The sequence below is a fragment of the Streptomyces sp. NPDC088124 genome, from assembly GCF_040685895.1.
Lineage (GTDB): Bacteria > Actinomycetota > Actinomycetes > Streptomycetales > Streptomycetaceae > Streptomyces.
Genome location: NZ_JBFBJB010000070.1, coordinates 1 through 15,598 on the forward strand (window position 1 = coordinate 1; position 15,598 = coordinate 15,598).

At 69.7% G+C, this 15,598-nt stretch carries 17 protein-coding genes; 14 read left to right on the plus strand and 3 right to left on the minus strand.

Translation table 11 applies throughout. The features are described from left to right. Positions 1–145: 145 nt before the first annotated feature. The 4 genes from AB0P17_RS37355 (at position 146) to AB0P17_RS37370 (ending at position 3,524) form a co-directional block, all read left to right on the plus strand. Complete coding sequence (locus AB0P17_RS37355; protein WP_365818428.1) at positions 146–1,111, plus strand: phosphoribosylaminoimidazolesuccinocarboxamide synthase; 966 nt, start codon at positions 146–148, stop codon at positions 1,109–1,111. A 94-nt stretch (positions 1,112–1,205) separates the two neighbouring features. Beyond that, positions 1,206–1,868 (plus strand): 3'-5' exonuclease, encoded by a 663-nt coding sequence (locus AB0P17_RS37360; RefSeq protein WP_365818430.1) that lies wholly within the window; start codon positions 1,206–1,208, stop codon positions 1,866–1,868. A gap of 57 nt (positions 1,869–1,925) precedes the next feature. Continuing rightward, positions 1,926–2,564: a disulfide bond formation protein DsbA gene (locus AB0P17_RS37365; protein ID WP_365818432.1), complete on the plus strand. Its 639-nt coding sequence runs from the start codon at positions 1,926–1,928 to the stop codon at positions 2,562–2,564. A gap of 117 nt (positions 2,565–2,681) precedes the next feature. Then, complete coding sequence (locus AB0P17_RS37370; protein WP_365818434.1) at positions 2,682–3,524, plus strand: class I SAM-dependent methyltransferase; 843 nt, start codon at positions 2,682–2,684, stop codon at positions 3,522–3,524. Between the two features lie 89 nt (positions 3,525–3,613). Here AB0P17_RS37370 and AB0P17_RS37375 read toward each other — a convergent pair whose 3' ends face one another. Beyond that, positions 3,614–4,174 (minus strand): NUDIX domain-containing protein, encoded by a 561-nt coding sequence (locus tag AB0P17_RS37375; RefSeq protein ID WP_365818436.1) that lies wholly within the window; start codon positions 4,172–4,174, stop codon positions 3,614–3,616. Between the two features lie 256 nt (positions 4,175–4,430). Then, positions 4,431–4,721, minus strand: coding sequence for a hypothetical protein (locus AB0P17_RS37380; RefSeq protein WP_365818438.1), 291 nt, complete (start codon positions 4,719–4,721; stop codon positions 4,431–4,433). A 170-nt stretch (positions 4,722–4,891) separates the two neighbouring features. On the opposite strand from AB0P17_RS37380, the gene AB0P17_RS37385 reads away from it, so the two are divergent. Both AB0P17_RS37385 and AB0P17_RS37390 read left to right on the plus strand, forming a co-directional pair. Beyond that, the gene (locus tag AB0P17_RS37385) at positions 4,892–5,179 is read left to right on the plus strand and encodes a SpoIIE family protein phosphatase (RefSeq protein WP_365818440.1); all 288 of its coding nucleotides are present in this window, start codon (positions 4,892–4,894) and stop codon (positions 5,177–5,179) included. Positions 5,180–5,486: 307 nt separating this feature from the next. After that, complete coding sequence (locus AB0P17_RS37390; RefSeq protein ID WP_365818486.1) at positions 5,487–7,391, plus strand: ABC transporter ATP-binding protein; 1,905 nt, start codon at positions 5,487–5,489, stop codon at positions 7,389–7,391. A gap of 348 nt (positions 7,392–7,739) precedes the next feature. Here AB0P17_RS37390 and AB0P17_RS37395 read toward each other — a convergent pair whose 3' ends face one another. Next, positions 7,740–8,159 carry a hypothetical protein gene (locus tag AB0P17_RS37395; RefSeq protein ID WP_365818442.1) on the minus strand — a complete coding sequence of 140 codons (420 nt, stop codon included), beginning with the start codon at positions 8,157–8,159 and terminating at the stop codon, positions 7,740–7,742. Positions 8,160–8,212: 53 nt separating this feature from the next. Between AB0P17_RS37395 and AB0P17_RS37400 the strand changes: the two genes are divergently transcribed. From AB0P17_RS37400 to AB0P17_RS37435, 8 genes are all read left to right on the plus strand, one after another. Then, complete coding sequence (locus AB0P17_RS37400) at positions 8,213–8,482, plus strand: hypothetical protein (protein WP_365818488.1); 270 nt, start codon at positions 8,213–8,215, stop codon at positions 8,480–8,482. After that, the gene (locus AB0P17_RS37405) at positions 8,479–8,739 is read left to right on the plus strand and encodes a hypothetical protein (RefSeq protein WP_365818444.1); all 261 of its coding nucleotides are present in this window, start codon (positions 8,479–8,481) and stop codon (positions 8,737–8,739) included. The genes AB0P17_RS37400 and AB0P17_RS37405 overlap by 4 nt, the downstream gene beginning before the upstream one ends. Beyond that, positions 8,736–9,512: an MFS transporter gene (locus AB0P17_RS37410; RefSeq protein ID WP_365818446.1), complete on the plus strand. Its 777-nt coding sequence runs from the start codon at positions 8,736–8,738 to the stop codon at positions 9,510–9,512. The genes AB0P17_RS37405 and AB0P17_RS37410 overlap by 4 nt, the downstream gene beginning before the upstream one ends. 168 nt (positions 9,513–9,680) lie before the next feature. Further along, positions 9,681–10,517 carry a hypothetical protein gene (locus AB0P17_RS37415; protein ID WP_365818448.1) on the plus strand — a complete coding sequence of 279 codons (837 nt, stop codon included), beginning with the start codon at positions 9,681–9,683 and terminating at the stop codon, positions 10,515–10,517. Continuing rightward, positions 10,514–11,062: a hypothetical protein gene (locus AB0P17_RS37420; RefSeq protein ID WP_365818450.1), complete on the plus strand. Its 549-nt coding sequence runs from the start codon at positions 10,514–10,516 to the stop codon at positions 11,060–11,062. Before AB0P17_RS37415 ends, AB0P17_RS37420 begins: the two co-directional genes overlap by 4 nt. Then, complete coding sequence (locus AB0P17_RS37425; RefSeq protein ID WP_365818452.1) at positions 11,062–12,840, plus strand: hypothetical protein; 1,779 nt, start codon at positions 11,062–11,064, stop codon at positions 12,838–12,840. The genes AB0P17_RS37420 and AB0P17_RS37425 overlap by 1 nt, the downstream gene beginning before the upstream one ends. Then, positions 12,837–15,014 carry a site-specific integrase gene (locus AB0P17_RS37430; RefSeq protein ID WP_365818454.1) on the plus strand — a complete coding sequence of 726 codons (2,178 nt, stop codon included), beginning with the start codon at positions 12,837–12,839 and terminating at the stop codon, positions 15,012–15,014. The genes AB0P17_RS37425 and AB0P17_RS37430 overlap by 4 nt, the downstream gene beginning before the upstream one ends. 1 nt (position 15,015) lies before the next feature. Beyond that, positions 15,016–15,513, plus strand: a complete 498-nt coding sequence (locus tag AB0P17_RS37435; RefSeq protein WP_365818456.1) for a hypothetical protein — start codon at positions 15,016–15,018, stop codon at positions 15,511–15,513. The last annotated feature ends 85 nt before the right edge of the window (positions 15,514–15,598 follow it).

A 15,598-nucleotide genomic window follows, 5' to 3' on the forward strand; every position in this document is an offset into this window, starting at 1 on the left:
CTCGACGCGATCGCCCGCGGCCGCCGCAGCCGCGGCCGGGCGGCACTCTCCGTGAACTGGGGGTTCTGGACCGACCGGGGCATGGCCGCGCGGGCCGCCGATTCCGACCGGTGACGGCTCCCAGCCGTCGCAGCGAAGGAGCATGATGCCCGTCCTCCACTCGACCAAGAACCTGCAGATCACGACCCCTGCAACGGAAACCAGCACGGGCCTTGGAGTCTTCGAGTACACCGACGCCTACACGGTGTTCCACTACGGACGGATGCCGGACCTGATCCCCGGCAAGGGCGAGGCCACCGCGCGCATGGCCGCCTTCAACTTCCGGTTGCTTGAGGCGGCCGGTGTGCGGACCCACTTCCGCCGGTTCATCGCCCCCGACCGCATCGAGTTCGAGCTCGCCCGCTTTCCCGCCCAGGACGACCTGCCCCTGTCCCCCGGCGTCCGCAGCACCCTGCTCCCCGTGCAGGTCCTGGTCCGCACAGAACTCCCCCAGGGCAGCTCCGTCCACCGCCGTCTCGCCGCGGGCACCCTCACTCCGGCCCAGGCCGGACTTCGCACTCTCCCCGCGGTCGGGGAGGAGCTGAAGGAGCCGTTCGTCGAGTTCGCGACCATGGTGGACGACGTCAACCGGTACATCGACGCGGCACACGCCCAGCGTCTCACCGGCCTGGACGATGACCGGTTCCGGACCCTGCTCGACACCTCCGTCACGGTCAACCGCGTACTGACCGAGCACGCACGCGCCGTGGGCCTGCGGCACTGCGACGGCAAGTTCGAGTTCATGGTCGCGGCCGACGCCGGCCTCGTCCTCGCCGACAGCCCCGGCACGCCCGACGAGAGCCGCCTGCTCTTCGACGGCGTGCACTGCGGCAAGCAGGTCCTGCGGAACTGGTACGTCGACAACAACCTCGAAGTCCCCGTCAACCGGCTGATCGCCGAAGGCGTGCCCCGGCACCGGTGGCCCACGCCCGCCTCCCTGCCGGGCGAGTGCCTGCCGGTGATGTCCGACCTCTACCGGTCCCTGAGTGAGACCTGGACCGGCGAACGCCGGTGGAACGTACCGGATCTGCCCGCAGCCACGGCGGCCGTGGCCCGGATCATCGGGCACTGACGAGAACCCACCCGGGCAGGCGCTGGCGCGTGCTCTCCTCGACGGGCAGGGCACACGCCGGCAGTGCCACCCAACCGACATGAACGGCGGACGCATGGGCAGCTTGACCGACGACCCCGACTTCCGGTCGACGACGTTCGTGGTCGTCGACTTCGAGACGACCACGCCGACGGGCTACCCGGCGCAGCCCATCGAAGTCGCCGCGCTCGCCCTGCGCTGCCCGGACGGCGCGTGGACGGAGGCCGGCCGGAGCACCTCCCTCATCCGGCCGCCCGCGTTCGCCCCGGTGACACCGGCCGACACGGCCCAGACCGGCTTGACCGCGGCCAAGCTGGCAGGCGCACAGGACGTGGGGCACGTCCTGGGCGCCCTGGACCGGCGCTTCACCGCGGGCGGCCGGTACCTGCTGGTGGCGCAGCACGCTGCCACCGAGGCGAACATCATCCACAACGCCCGCGAGCACTGCCCGACCCTGTCCCGCACCGACTTCCTCGACACCATCCTCCTGGCCAAGTACCTGGTCCCTGGCCTAGTGAACTACAAGCTCGACACCCTGCTCGCGCACTTCGCCATCGCGCAGCCGGCCGCCCGCCACCGGGCCTACGCCGACGTCGACGTCACCGCCCAGGTGTTCCTCCGTCTGTTGGGCGCCGGGGACGACACCGGGCAACTCGCGGACCTCGCCGCCCTGGCGAAGGTCGCTGGGCGCACCGCCAAGAGCAACATCCCTGTCCAGGGAGGGCTGTTCGACATCTAGCCCACCCGCCGGACGGCGAGCCATGCACTGCCCCTCACAGATCGGACGGTACGCATCATGACGATCACGCACGAGACCCTCGGCGACGAGGTCCAGGTCCCCTTCTGGTTCGATCCGCTGTGCCCCTGGGCCTGGATCACCTCGCGCTGGCTGCTGGAGGTCGAGCAGGTCCGGCCGGTGCACGCCGACTGGCGGATCATGTCGCTCGCCTACCTCAACCTCGACCAGCGGAGCGGCAAGGGCCTCAGCGAGGAGTACCGGAAGCTGATGAGCACGGCCTGGGGTCCGGTGCGCGTCTGCGCCGCCGCCGAGCACGCCGGCAGCCCCGTGCTGGGCCCGCTGTACACGGCCATCGGCACCCGGCTGCACAACCAGCGGCGCCGCGAGGACCCCACCGTGATCACCGAAGCCCTGGCGGAAACCGGTCTGCCCGCCTCGCTGGCCGCGGCGGCCACCAGCACGGAGTTCGACCAGTTCATCAAGGACTCGCACCACGAGGCGTTCGACGACGTCGGGCTCGACGTCGGAACGCCCGTCCTGCGAATCGCCGGCACCACCCTGTTCGGCCCCGTCATCACCCCGGCCCCCCGCGGCGAAGCCGCCGGACGGCTCTGGGACGGGTTGGTGATGGTCGCGGGCACCGACGGCTTCTTCGAGCTCAAGCGCAGCCGCAACGCCAAGCCGTCCTTCGACTGAGCCCGCGCGCCCCGGCCGGGCTTGACGAGGCTCCAGGACAGCGCCACCGGTCCCGGCCCGAGCGGATTCAGGCCCCCTTCACGCCCACCACGAGCGGTACCCGATTACGAGAACGAGGTGAACCCGTTGGAGTACGACGCCGTCACCGGCTGGGACGACGACGCCACCGCCGAGGCTTACGCCGCCTTCGCCCGCGCCCACCCGATGTACAGCGCCTCCAGCCGGGACCTGGCCGCGCGGGCCGGTCTCGCCTACAGCCGCGGGATCGTCGACCTGTGCGGCGGCACCGGCACGACCGCCGAGGCGATCCTCGCCCTGGCCTCGCCGGACGCCACCGTCATCTCCCTCGACAGCTCCGCCGCCATGCAACGCATCGGCCGCAGCCTCCTGAGTGACCCCCGGCTGACGTGGGTCAATGCTTCCGCCGAAGAGCTGGCCGACCATGTCCCGGCACGCAGCGTCGATGCCGTCGTGTGCAACTCGGCGCTGTGGAAGACCGACGTCTCCGCCGTGGTCGCCGCGGTGCGCCGCGTCCTGCGACCCGGTGGCCGGTTCGTCTTCAACATCGGCGGCGCCTTCGCCGGCGTCACCCACCCCGACGCGCAGATCCCGCCGCCCGGACCTTCGCTCAGCGGCTTGATCGAGCAGATCGCCGCCCGGGACTACGGCGTCGTCCCGCCAACGGCCGCCGTCCCCGCGAAGCTCCCGCTCTCCGTGGTCACCGGGATGCTGGCCGATGCCGGACTGCACGTTGTCGCCGCGGAGGTCACCGGTCAGCGCACCACCATCGCGGAGCGGGCGGCCTGGCTGTCCATCCCCGTCTTCGCCCACCCCGAAGGAGCCCTCTCCTACGAGCAGAAGATGGCGATCCTCGCCGAGGCCACCGTCCAAACCGAACCGGACAACTTCACGATCACGACCTGGCTCGTGATCGTCGCCGAGCTCCTGGAAGCGGTATGACCCCGAACGCACTCGCCTCGGTGCCCGCTACGACGGCATGTTCCCTGCCCGTCAGCCTGTCGCCGCGGGAGCTCCCGCGGCGACAGGGATCATCTGCTTCCGGCCGAGGTGGTGACCGCCCGGGCGATTCGAGGGCCGACGAGGCGCTCCGCCACATCCAGCGGGTACCAGGCGGCCCCGGTCACCTCGGACTCCTGGATACGACCGACCTCGGCACCGGCTGCGACGAAGGCGTAGCCGATGTCCAGGTGATAGTGGTCGGGCTCGTCCTTCGCGGGCCTGGCCGGCACCTGTCCGAACTCGATATAGGCGGGGTGCGTCGAGACGGTGACGATCTGATCGGGGTCGATGCCGGTCTCCTCGGACAGCTCCCGCATGGCAGCGCCGACCAGCGTCGTATCGGTCGGTTCAAGATGCCCGCCCGGCTGCAAGGTGATCCCGTACGCGAGGTGCTCGATCAGGAGGACCTCGGTGCCGTCCCGGACCAGCAGCGCGCCGGCGGTGATGTGCATCGGGAACGTCCGCCGCGAGGCGAACCCCCGGCCTTCGCCCAGAAGCCGCAGCGGTTCGGCCAGTTGTCCGGCCTCATGAGGGTGGCGCTCGAGGTAGGCGTGGAGCACCCCCGCGATGTCGGAGTCAGTGATCGTCACAGGTCACCGCCCTCCGCTCGGCCCGAGAAGGGATTCCCCCGAGACCAGCCGCTCGAAGGCGGCCACCAAGCACGTGCACAGTCAGCTCCACAACGGTCGTGGCGTACCAGAAGCTCCGCACTCTACAAGTCCGCCGGGCCCCGCACGCACCAACGCGCTCTCTGGCGTACGGCACCCCGGAACCTCGGCGAACCCGCCAACCCGTCCTGTCGGCAGTGCCGTTGCGGGCGCTGGGTCGGGTGGTCTCTGCCCCCTGTCACTCCCGTCTGCAGGTCAGTCCTGCCGCGCTACACGCATCAATTCGAGGAGACGCATGAACCAGTCCGTGATCATCGGTACAGCCCAGCGACCGGGGACGGAAGCGCCGTGCGCGGATGGGCATGATGTCCAGCGCACCGGCGACCGCGTCACCGCCGCCGTCGTTGACGGTGCCGGACACCACCCGGACACCGTCCGGTACGCCGGAATCGTCCCTGCCGTCATCACCCACATCGGCGCGAAGCTCGGCGGCCTGGCCGGACTCATCACCGCCGGACAGATGGCTCACGCCTACGACCACCCGCCGCACGTCTCCGCCGTCTACGCCCGTATCGAACCCGGCCGCGTCGGCATTCTCTGGATCGGAGACTGCCGGGCCTACGGCTGGAACGGCCGCGAACTCACCCTCTTCAGCACCGACCAGACGGAGGGGAGTTCCTCCGCGTACACGGAGATGTGTTGGCGCCCATTGTCGACCACCACGACGCCTGGGCGAGGCTCGGACTCGCCCAGGCGTCCGCGGCGACGTGCCGCGAAGCCCAACTCCCCGAGGAAGTCTGTCTGGTGCTGCTGTGCTCGGACGGCGTCTCCGACCAGGTGGATCAAGCGACCTGGCGCGAGCTGTGTACGACGCACGCCGAGGACCCGCAGGCGCTGGCGGACGCGCTGGTCGCGGCCGCTACCGCGAACGAGAAGGGCTACCGCGACGACGCCACCGTCGTGGTGCTGTTGCGCCGCGGCGAATAGGCACCGGTGGTGGGCGTGCGAGCGTTCGGGCTCGAGCCCTGCGGGGTCGGCGAACTTCTTGCCGGACCTCAGGCTCCGTGGTCGGCGTTTCGGCCAACCGCCGCGGCCGGCAGATCTGTTGTGCGGACTGGAGCCGCGCTTCGTCGCCGTGCCACCCGCCGCTCCATCTCGGGGTTCCGGGAGCGGCTGAAACACATGTGTTCGATATCCCGTCCGGGTCGTTAAGCCTCATGACCCAGCCGACCGACGACCAAGGGGGACCACGTTGACCTCGGCCCACTCGCCTGGACAGACCGATACGGACCCGGTGGCGGAAGCGCCCTCCGAGCCGGAGGGCACGAGCACGGCGCAGGAGGAGGAGTTCCAGTACCGGGATGAATCCCGGCTCCAGGCTGGCGCGCAGATGACGACGACCACGATGGCGCGGCGCCTGCCCGTGCTGGTGCGCCGGTCGCTGCGGATGGCGTGGCAGGTGGACCGGGGCGCGACGGCCGGACTGCTCGCGTGTCAGATCGGCACCGGTGTGCTGGCCGCACTGGGCCTGTTCGCCGTCACCGGCACTCTCACCGCGCTGATCTCCTCCGGCGACATCACCGACCGGCTGCGGGAGGCGGCTCCGCAGCTGGCCGTCATCGCCGGGGCCGCCGGTCTGCGCGCCTTGCTGGGGGTCACGGTGACCTGGCTGACCGGGCGGCTGCGGCCGGTGCTCGCCCGTGCCGCGGAGGTGAGCATGGTCGAGGCTGCTCTCGGCGCGGAGGCCGCGGCGAACAACAAGCCGGGGTACAACGACCAGTACGACATCGCCGATCGCGGTGCGCAGGTCACTCCCGACCTCGTGGAGGAAGCCCAGAACGTGCTGGCCGCCACGGCGACCCTCGCCGCCGGCGCGACGGCCCTCACCGTGATCCATCCGGTTCTGTTGCCTCTGCTTCTCCTGGCGTGCCTGCCGCAGGCCGCCGCGTACGTGCGCGCGGCGCGCGTGGTGTATCTCGCGGCCCTGGAGACGTCAGGGCGCCGGCGGATGTTGCACAAGCTGCGCTGGCATATGTCCTATATGGAGTCCAGCGAGGAGATGCGGGCCTGCCTGGCCGGCCCGTTTCTCCTCGGCCGTTACCGGCGCCTGGCCGCCTCCGTCAACGTCTCCGAGCGCGAGGCCGCGAACACCGGGGCCTGGATGGGCCTGGCCGGTGCGGCGGCCGGCGGAGTCGCCTCGGCGGCGGTCTGGGCGACCCTGCTGTGGCTGCTGGTCTCCGGCCGGATGGACCTGGCGGCCGGCGGCGGCGCGGTCTTCGCCCTGCAGACGGCGACCGGCTCGGTGCGGGGCATCATCAACGGCGGAGCCCGACTGGTGCGCACCGGCTGGTACGTGCAGGACTGGCAGAACTTCATCGACAACGCGCACGGGCAGGCGATGGTGGCCTCGCGTGGCTCCGAGGTGCTGCCGGCGCCGCCGGAGCGGTTCGAGGTCCGCGACGTCACCTACCGGTACGACGGCGCGGACAAGGACAGCCTGGCCGGGGTGTCGCTGAAGGTACGGCGCGGGGAAATCGTGGCGCTGGTCGGGGAGAACGGGTCGGGGAAGACGACGCTGTCCCGGCTGATCTGCGGACTGCTGCTCCCGACCTCCGGGGAAGTGGCCTGGGACCACCAGACCACCGCGCGGCTGGAACCGTGGGAGGCATGGAAGCACGTAGCGGTCGCACCGCAGCGGTTCACCTACCTTCCGCTGACGCTGCGCGACAACGTCACCCTGGGGCAGGGCGACACCAGCGACGCCGCGCTCATGGCGGCCTGCGAGGCATCCGGAGCCGCGGACATGCTGCCCGCCCTTCGTTCCGGTCTCGACACCCTCCTGACCAGCGAATGGTTCGGCGGCCACCAGCTGTCCGGCGGGCAGTGGCAACGCGTCATCCTGACCAGGGCATTCCACCGGAAAGCCGAGCTGCTGGTGATGGATGAGCCCACGGCCGCGCTGGACGCCCGGGCTGAGCACCATGTCTTCACCGGCCTGCGGGACCTGGCCAAGGACCGGGCCATCCTTCTGATCACGCATCGCCTCGCCAACGTTGCCGTGGCCGACCGGATCGTCGTCCTGGACCAGGGCCGTCTGGTTCAGGAAGGGACGTACGCGCAGCTCACCCACGAACCCGGGCTCTTCCGGACGCTGTGGGAACTGGAGCAGCGCACCGGCGGGACGCCCGATCCGACCTGAGCCCCGCCCGCGGTCCTGAACCGACCCCGGCCGTCCGGCGACGGCCGGGGTCGGCCGACCCGCCGACCTGGTCGGCCGATCCGGTACTGCGCCGACCAACTCGACCGACACCCCCGGGAGGAACCGTGTTCCCCGATCTCACCGAACCTGATGGCGGTGGGCCCTGCCGCTCCGCCATTCCGCGCCCGAGCGCGAGGTCTGCCGGATGAGCGGGACGAAGCCGCTGCCCGCGGCACTGAAGCGCTGGGCGGAACAACGGATCGGCCCCGTCATGTCCGTCCGCGACGCCTCGCACGACTGGGACCGCTCCCGGGTGTGGGACCTGGAGGGCGAGGGCGGGGTGCACCACTACCTGAAGGTCTCGCCCTCGGTGAAGTTCTTCACCCGGGAGAGCCGGGCTACCGCCACATCGTGCCCGCCCTCGGCCACACCCGGGCGCCCCACCTCATCGACAGCCGCGCCCAGGACCTGGCCCTGCTGCTCACCGCGGTCCCCGGCGCCCCGGCGAAAGAACTCGGCTGGGACGCCGCCCAGTGGCGGACCGTGCACCAACAGGCCGGAGCGCTCTGCGCCCGGCTGCACGAGACCGGGCCACTCGACCACGGCGACCGGGTGGAGGCCGATGCCTCCTTGCCCGCCGCCGCTGACGGAGCAGAGAAGTACCTGGCTCGCGCCGGGGACCGGCTCAAGCAGGACGAGCAGCAGCTGATCCGGGACCACGCCGCACGCCTTCGCCGCGTCGGCCCGGTACCCGTCGGCTACATCCACGGCGACAACCCAACCCGAGGAACTGGCTGTGGTCCACGCGCGGGCTCGCCCTCATCGACTTCGAACGCACCCGGCCGGCTGCCCGCGTCCAGGACCTCGTCATCCTCGCCACCACCCAGTGGGCCGACCGTCCGGACCGAGAGCAGGCGTTCCTCCACTCCTACGGGCGGGAGCTGTCCGACGCCGAACGGCACGCGCTGCGCTGTCTGAGCGCGCTGGACGCGGTCAACTGCCTGGCCTGGGGCCCGGACAACGGCGACGCCGAAGTCACCGCCCGGGGCCGCCGGACCCTGGACCGGCTCATGAAGGAGGACCGGCCGTGAGCGCCGTACACCGGAGCATCGGGAACGTCATGGTCCTGCTCCAGCGTCCTGGCGACGGCCGGGTCCTGGCCGTCCGGAACCCGTCGACGTCCCGGCACTCCCCCGGGCACACGCGCACCGAGTTGGTGTGGGTCGGCCCGGCCGCTCCGCCGCCAGGCTGCCAACCCTTCACCCGGGCGGTCCTCACGCACTTCGCCACCGGCCGGCTCTACGCCAACGTGAGCGCCCCTGAACTGCCGGGCGGTGAGGCCGGGTGACGACCTCCACCCAGGCGGCGAAGGCCGCGAAGGCCACCTCCCCGGATCTGCGCCGCCTGGTCGCCGGCGAGTGCGCGAGCCTGTCCGGATCCGCGGTCAGCACCGTCGCCCTTCCCACCCTGGCCGTACTGGAACTCCACGCCTCCACCACCCAGATCGCCGCGCTCGCCTTCCTCGGCCAACTGCCGAACGCCGTCGTGGCGCTCCCGGCCGGCGCGCTCTCGGACCGGTGTGCCAAGCGCCCTCAGATGATCGCCGCGGACCTCACCGCAGCCGCGGGCCTGGCGACCATCCCGGCCGCCGCCTTCGCCGGGGTGCTCGGCATCGGCCAGCTGTACGCGGTCGCCGTCGTGTTGGGCATCACCAAGATCGTGCACGACGCGGCCGCCATCAGCTACCTGCCCGTCCTCGTCGAACCTCACCTGTTGCAGCGCGCGAACTCGAGGCTCGGCGCGGCCTCGTCGGTGGCCGACAGCGCGGGCAGCAACGCGGGCGCCGCGCTGGTCGGTGCCGTCGGCGCCGCCCGCTCCGTCCTCGCCGACGTCCTGTCCTACCTCGTCTCCGCCCTGCTCGTGTGGCGCATCCGCACCCCCGAGCCGGCCGCCGCGCCATCCGAGGGCCGCCGCAGCCTCGCACGGGACATCGGTGAGGGCCTGCGCTACGTGGCCGGGCAGCCCACGATCCGCACGGTGATCGCGGCCCTGTCCACGCTCAGCTTCGGCCTGGCCGTCATGAACACGTACTGGGCGTACTACCTCCTTGTTCCCGCTTAGCGACAGTGTTGCTTACTGCCTGATACCCTCTCTGACCTGCTCGTTTGTTTGTTGCACTCAGGTGGGTTGCATTGATACTCATCGGCCATGCACCAATCGACGTACTCATCAGCAGGCTGGGAGTCCTGGGGACTTGCGTTCAGTCCGGCGATCCCGGAGGGGATGCCGTTGCTGTTCGACGACGACCTCCTCTTCGAAGACAGCAACGGCGTCCGTCCCACCACCGTGATCAACTGCTGGGCCTGCGAGCTGCCAGCGAATGGATGCCCATCGCCAAATTCGTGGCCCTACTACGTGCGTACGGTGCGTGAGTGGTTGGAGTTCATATCCGGGCACGGGGTCGCCCTGTTCGACACGCGGCGTCGCCTGAAGGCAGCGTTGAGCGCGTACTCCGTCTATCGAGCCCAGGGCCCCATCAAGCATCGCTTCGAGGCGTCCACGTGGAACCAGAACGTGGGGATTCTGGCGGGCTTCTACAAGTGGGCGAAGGATGAGGAGTACGCAGACTCCGAGCCGTTCACGTACCGGCAGGCGGTCTGGGCCTTCAAGGGGCAAGTCCGTCGCGGACGGGTCAACCAGTCACGGCGGCGCCAGGCCAAGCCTCATGTGACGATCAAGTATCTCGACGACGACTTCACGGACATGTTCCTGAAGGGGTTGGCGGGCCTGAGCCCCGACGGGGAACGGGATCTGCGTTACCGAGGGCGGGAGTTGGCCCGGAACTCGGCGGTCGGCCGGATGATCGTCTCCAGCGGGCTACGCAGCCAGGAGTACACATACCTGCTGGTCTGCGAAGTGCCTCTGCTTCCCTCGCGAAGGACTGCGGTACCGGTATCGTTCCCGGTCCCTTCCGGAGTCACCAAGGGAAGCAAGTACCGCGAGTCATGGATCGATTACGACTCGCTGGCCGAGCTGCACTCCTACATCGCTCTCGACCGGGCAGCGGCGACGTTCGGATCGACGTGGCGTCCACCGGCCCGCTGGGGGGGGAGCCGCTGTTCGTGACGGACGCCGACCAGCGGGGAGGACGCGTCAACGGGGTCCGTGTGCAATGGAGTTCGCTCGGCCCTGACGAGCGACGGCGTCTGGTCGCCCCGGACGGCGGTTCGATGCTGCTGTCGGTGTGGGGCCAGGGATGCCCGTTCACCGGATGGTCCACGGTCTTCGCCAGGACCGCAGACCGCATCCGCGAGCGTTACGAGCCGCGCTTCCCGCACGTCAACCCGCACCGGCTACGTCACACCATGGCCATGGCGACCATGGCACGGCTGATGCGCGGCTGGTACGAGCAGGCTGCTCGACAGGTCCGCGACACCGACGACGATGCCGCCCTGGCGCACTACCTGCGGACCCAAGAGCCGCTGCTGATTCTGCGTGATCTGCTCGGACATACCAGTTCACTGACCACGGAAGCGTACCTCCACCGCCTGGACGTGCTCCGCCTGTTCACTTCCTTGTACCGGCGGGTCGGCAAGGAGTACGGCCTCCTGGACGCGGAAGCCGAGCTGGAGCTCGAGACCGAGTTCGACGACGAACTGGCGGTGGTCTGATGCCGGCCACCGTCACGCTCGACCCGCTGGGCGTGGAGTGCATCTTCAGCGACGGGTCAGAGTACCGCCGCCGCCTGCGCGTGCGACGACCAGTGGAGCTTCCGGGGCTGGCACGCACCCTGCTGGAAGGCGCCACGGATCTTGTCCATCCGCATGGCCAGGTCGACAGCCCGGGAGGCATCGACCTCTACCTCACGGCCGTCCGCGGCTTCACCGACTGGCTGGCCGAGTTCGGATTCACCGGCGAGGTACCCGACCTGACGCGCGCGCTCCTCGCCCGGTACTGGCGGCAAGGGGTGCGATCCTCCCAGGAGAGTGCACTGCGAGCGATGCTGCGTTGCGCCGACGACCAGGATCAGATTCTGGCGCCGGACGTGCGCGCGTTCGTCGACGGCCGTCTGTTCAACACGGGCGAGAGGTACGGCTCGCACCAGCCGTACAGCGAGGCCGAATGGGCCCGGCTCATCCGTACCTGCCGGGACGAGGTCGATGGCGCCTTCCGCGCGTTCTGCGAGGCCCGTGAACAGGCTTCGTCAGCTGGCGGGCCAGGTGCTTCGCTCCGCGAGCGCGCCGCTCATCACTGGCTGGTGCTTCACAACGGGCCCGATCCTCTCGTCAACGAGATGGCAGACCACGGCTCCTTCCCCTTCCGGCAGAGATACGGGGTCGGTCTGCGCGCGGTGCTGGATCCGCTGATCCCGACCCTGGACGTGATGATCGCCTATCGGCTGCTATTCGGCGCCTACACCGGGATCGTGCCGGACGGGATCGCGGACCTGGGACTCGACGACGTCGAGTGGGCGGGTGACGAGAAGATCCTCCTCAGCTACGTCAAGGGCCGAACCGCGGCGGAGAGCCTTGCTCTATCACGTCAGGCCACTCGCCTGCTGGAACAGTGGCTCGATCACTCCGCGGTGGCCCGCCGCTTCGCGCCCGAGGAACTGCGCCCCGAGCTCTGGGTGCGTTTCACGCCGAGCGGCACACAGGCGGGAGAGCGATGGCTGGCCAAGCCGCCCACGCGCCTGTCCATATGCACCTGGGTCGAGCGGCGGCAGGCCGTCGACAAGGACGGGCGCCCCGTGCAGATGACCGGCGACAACGGTCTCCCCCTGGCCCTTCACCTGCACCGCATCCGCACTACGCACGACGCGCTGCAAGACCGGTCGCACTGGCGCGGGAGCCGCCGGTCCACGTTGGATCCGAACCGGTCCCCCGCCGTCGAGGGGGATCACTACCTGACGAACACGACGCCGGCTCAGCGCACGGCAGTGGAAGACATCATCGCTCAGGCCCAGGAGGACCTTGTGCGCCGGGCGCTGCCGCCCTTGGTGCTGGCCACCGCCGAAATGGCCGAGCTGGTGGAGAACTATCCCGAGCACATGAAGCGGCTCGGCTTGGACGACGATGCCTTGGCGCAGTTGCTGTCCGGGGAACGCGACGTATTCACCGCGGCATGTGGAGACCAGTTGTCAGGGCTGCACGGGCCGAAGGGCAAGCCCTGCCCGGCACGCCCGTGGGTGTGCCTGCTGTGCCCGCTGGCCTTGTTCGCCCCCCGCCATCTGCCGAACCTGCTGAGACTCCGGGCGTTCTTCTCCCGCCAGTGGCAGCAGATGACCACCGCCGAGTTCATCCCCGTCTTCGGCCCGTACGCCCACCGTCTCGACGAGATCCTGACCCCCGACCGGTACTTCTCCGAGCACGCGCTGCGCGCCGCTGCTGCCGAGGTCACCGACTCGGACATTGAGCTTCCCTTGCGGCCCGAGGAGCACACCGTATGACCGCTCCGCGCCACCCCACGGCCCTCTCGGCTACGTTTCGGCGCTCGGTCTTTCGAGGTGAAGACGTGTGCGCTGCGGCCGGTCTGCCGGTCCACGGCGCGGGCCCGCATCCTCACTTCGACGACAACATCTGGGACTTCACCGGTGTCATCGGACTGCCCCGGTACCTTGCCCGGCACGCCCGGATCTTGGCTTTCGCCGGGATTCTCAATCCCCAGTGGAGGGAACTCGCAAAGGAGTTCATCCTCGCTCGGCTCGCGCCGGACCACCACGCTGTGCGGGAACTTGCCAGCGCCTACCGAACGCCGGTGCTGATAGCCACGGTGCACGGGCGGCTGACCGTGCTGACCGGCTGGCTGAACTGGCTCACCGAACAGGGCGTGGACAACCTTGGGGAGGTCACCCAGCAGCACTGCGCCGCCTACCTGGAACTTCGCAAGAAGGTACGGGACAAGCACGGCGTCGTCATCCGCGACAGCAGCCCCGGCTACCGCATGGACGTCGTGGCGGTCATCCAGGAACTGGGCTACTACACCGAACTGTTCTCAGCCGACGGCTACGTGCCAACCTTCCGCCCGTGGGGGCGACGCACGGCGTACTCCGTCGCCGGAATGGTCCGGCGGACGGGCAACAAGACGCCTCCGTTGAGCAACGACGTCTTCCAACCCCTCGTGGCGGCGGCTCTGTACGTGGTGGAGGTCCTGGCGCCGCACGTCATTGAACTCCAGCAGCAGTTGCAGGAGATGATTCCGAACCGACCGGGCCGCAACAGCAAGCGTCCGAGCTGGAAGGTAGAGGTTGCGCAGGCCATCGACCGCCACATACAGGAGGGCGATCCGTTCGATGTCGCCCTGGACCACGTCGTAGCCGAGCGACTGGCGGACGGCTGGGCTCTGGACGATCCGCTGCTGCGGGTCAACCTGATCTCCCTGGCCCACGAGACCGGACGGCACGCCTTCCACTACACGTGGCTGCCCATCCTGCGCGGCCGCCTCGAGGAGGCCGTAAGAGAAGTCGGCCTCGCCAAACGCTGGGGACGGACGGCCGCCCTGGTAGAACGCGCGGACGGACGGGGCAGTGTCCCCTGGACCCCTCCGATGAACACCACCGAGGCCCGACTGCAGCTCTCCCGGGCCCGCACAGCCTGCCTCATCGCGCTCGCCGCCCTGACGGGCATGCGTAAGAGTGAACTGGCCGAGCTGACCCACGACTGCCGGCTGCCTCCCGAACAACTCGGGGAGGGCCGCCTGCGCTACCGCTTGAAAGGCAAGGTCATCAAGGGCCGGAAGCTGGGTGGTGAACACGATCAGTGGGTGACCGTCAAGCAAGCGTACGACACCGCCGGCGTGGCCGCCGCGCTCGCCGACCCGGTGAAGAGCACAAGCCACCTGTTCAAGGCGCTCTCCTTCTTCACCCCGTACGAATGGTTCGTGACCTGGGTCAATGGCCCGGACGGCCGTCGGCTTGGGCTGGCGCCGATCCCCGAGGTGCCGGTGAGCCTGCGGATGCTGCGGCGCACCCTCGCAGCGGAAATGGCGCACCGGCCCGGTGGTCTGCTTGCCGCCAAGATCCATCTCAAGCACATTTCCGTGGTCACCACGGAGGGTTATGCCGACCGCCCCGGTGGGGCCCAGTCGGTGCTGATGGCCGAGTTCGGCCAGGAGGAGCGAGAGCACAAGATGCGCGTCGTCCTCGATGCCTTCCACGACTACCAGAACGGTATCCGGCCGGCGGGGCCCGGCGCCAGCGACCTCCTGGACTTCTTCGCGTTCGTCGACGAACAGTTGGATTCGTCCGGGGCGCCGAACATCAAACGCAGCGACCAGGAGGTGACGAACCTGCTCGCCAAGCGGGCAAAGGCTCTCCATCTGGGGCCGGCGAACTACTGCTGGTTCCTCGATCCGTCCAAGGCGCTGTGCCTCAGGCTCGCGGGGACCCATACCCGTGGGGCGACGGAGCCCTTGATCGGCATGTGCGATTCGGCGCGGTGCCCGCAGGCCACCCACCATGCCGGGCACCGCCCGGTATGGGCAGCCAGCGCGGAGAGCAAGAAGGTCTTCATCGCCACCATCGGGCGGGCACAGCAGACGGAGAAGGCCCGACTAACTGCAGAACTCTCCCGCGACGAACGGGTGCTGGCCGAGATTGACGCGACCGCCGGAACGGGGGCATGACGTGGCCCGCATCAGCGACGAGACCCGCCGGAAGAACGAGGCAGCGATTCGCCAGGTCATGAACCGGCTCCTGGCCGGCGAGGTTCCCGAGGGCAGCAAGTGCGACATCAAGGCCCTCGCGGACCAAGCCGGGGTCGCCCGCACCGGCTTCTACCCCAAGAAGAACCGCGACGGCTCGCCACGGCCCGGGCCGTACCAGCACCTGGCGGAGGAGTTTGAACACCGGCTGGCCGAGCTCCGGGAGAGGGGAGTCGTCCCGGACCCGCGGGCCGCGCAGATCGAACGCCTCAAAGAGCAGGTCTCCGGGCTCAAGGAGCGCCTCGTTGCCCGCGACGCGCAGATCGACGACCTCACTGCCTTCCGGCAGCTGGCGCTGTCACAGATCGCCGCCCAGCGGATGGAGATCGAGCGGCTGCGCGAAGCCTTGGCCGCACCGTCGAATGTCCGCGCCCTGCCGACCACCCGCGGCGGCACGGCACCGTACGGGTCGTGCAGCTGACGTCGGCTGAGCGTTTCACATGCAGGGGCGGGCCCTCGGCCGCCCGTGACCAAATCGCCCACATGATGCGGGACCAGAACCGGTC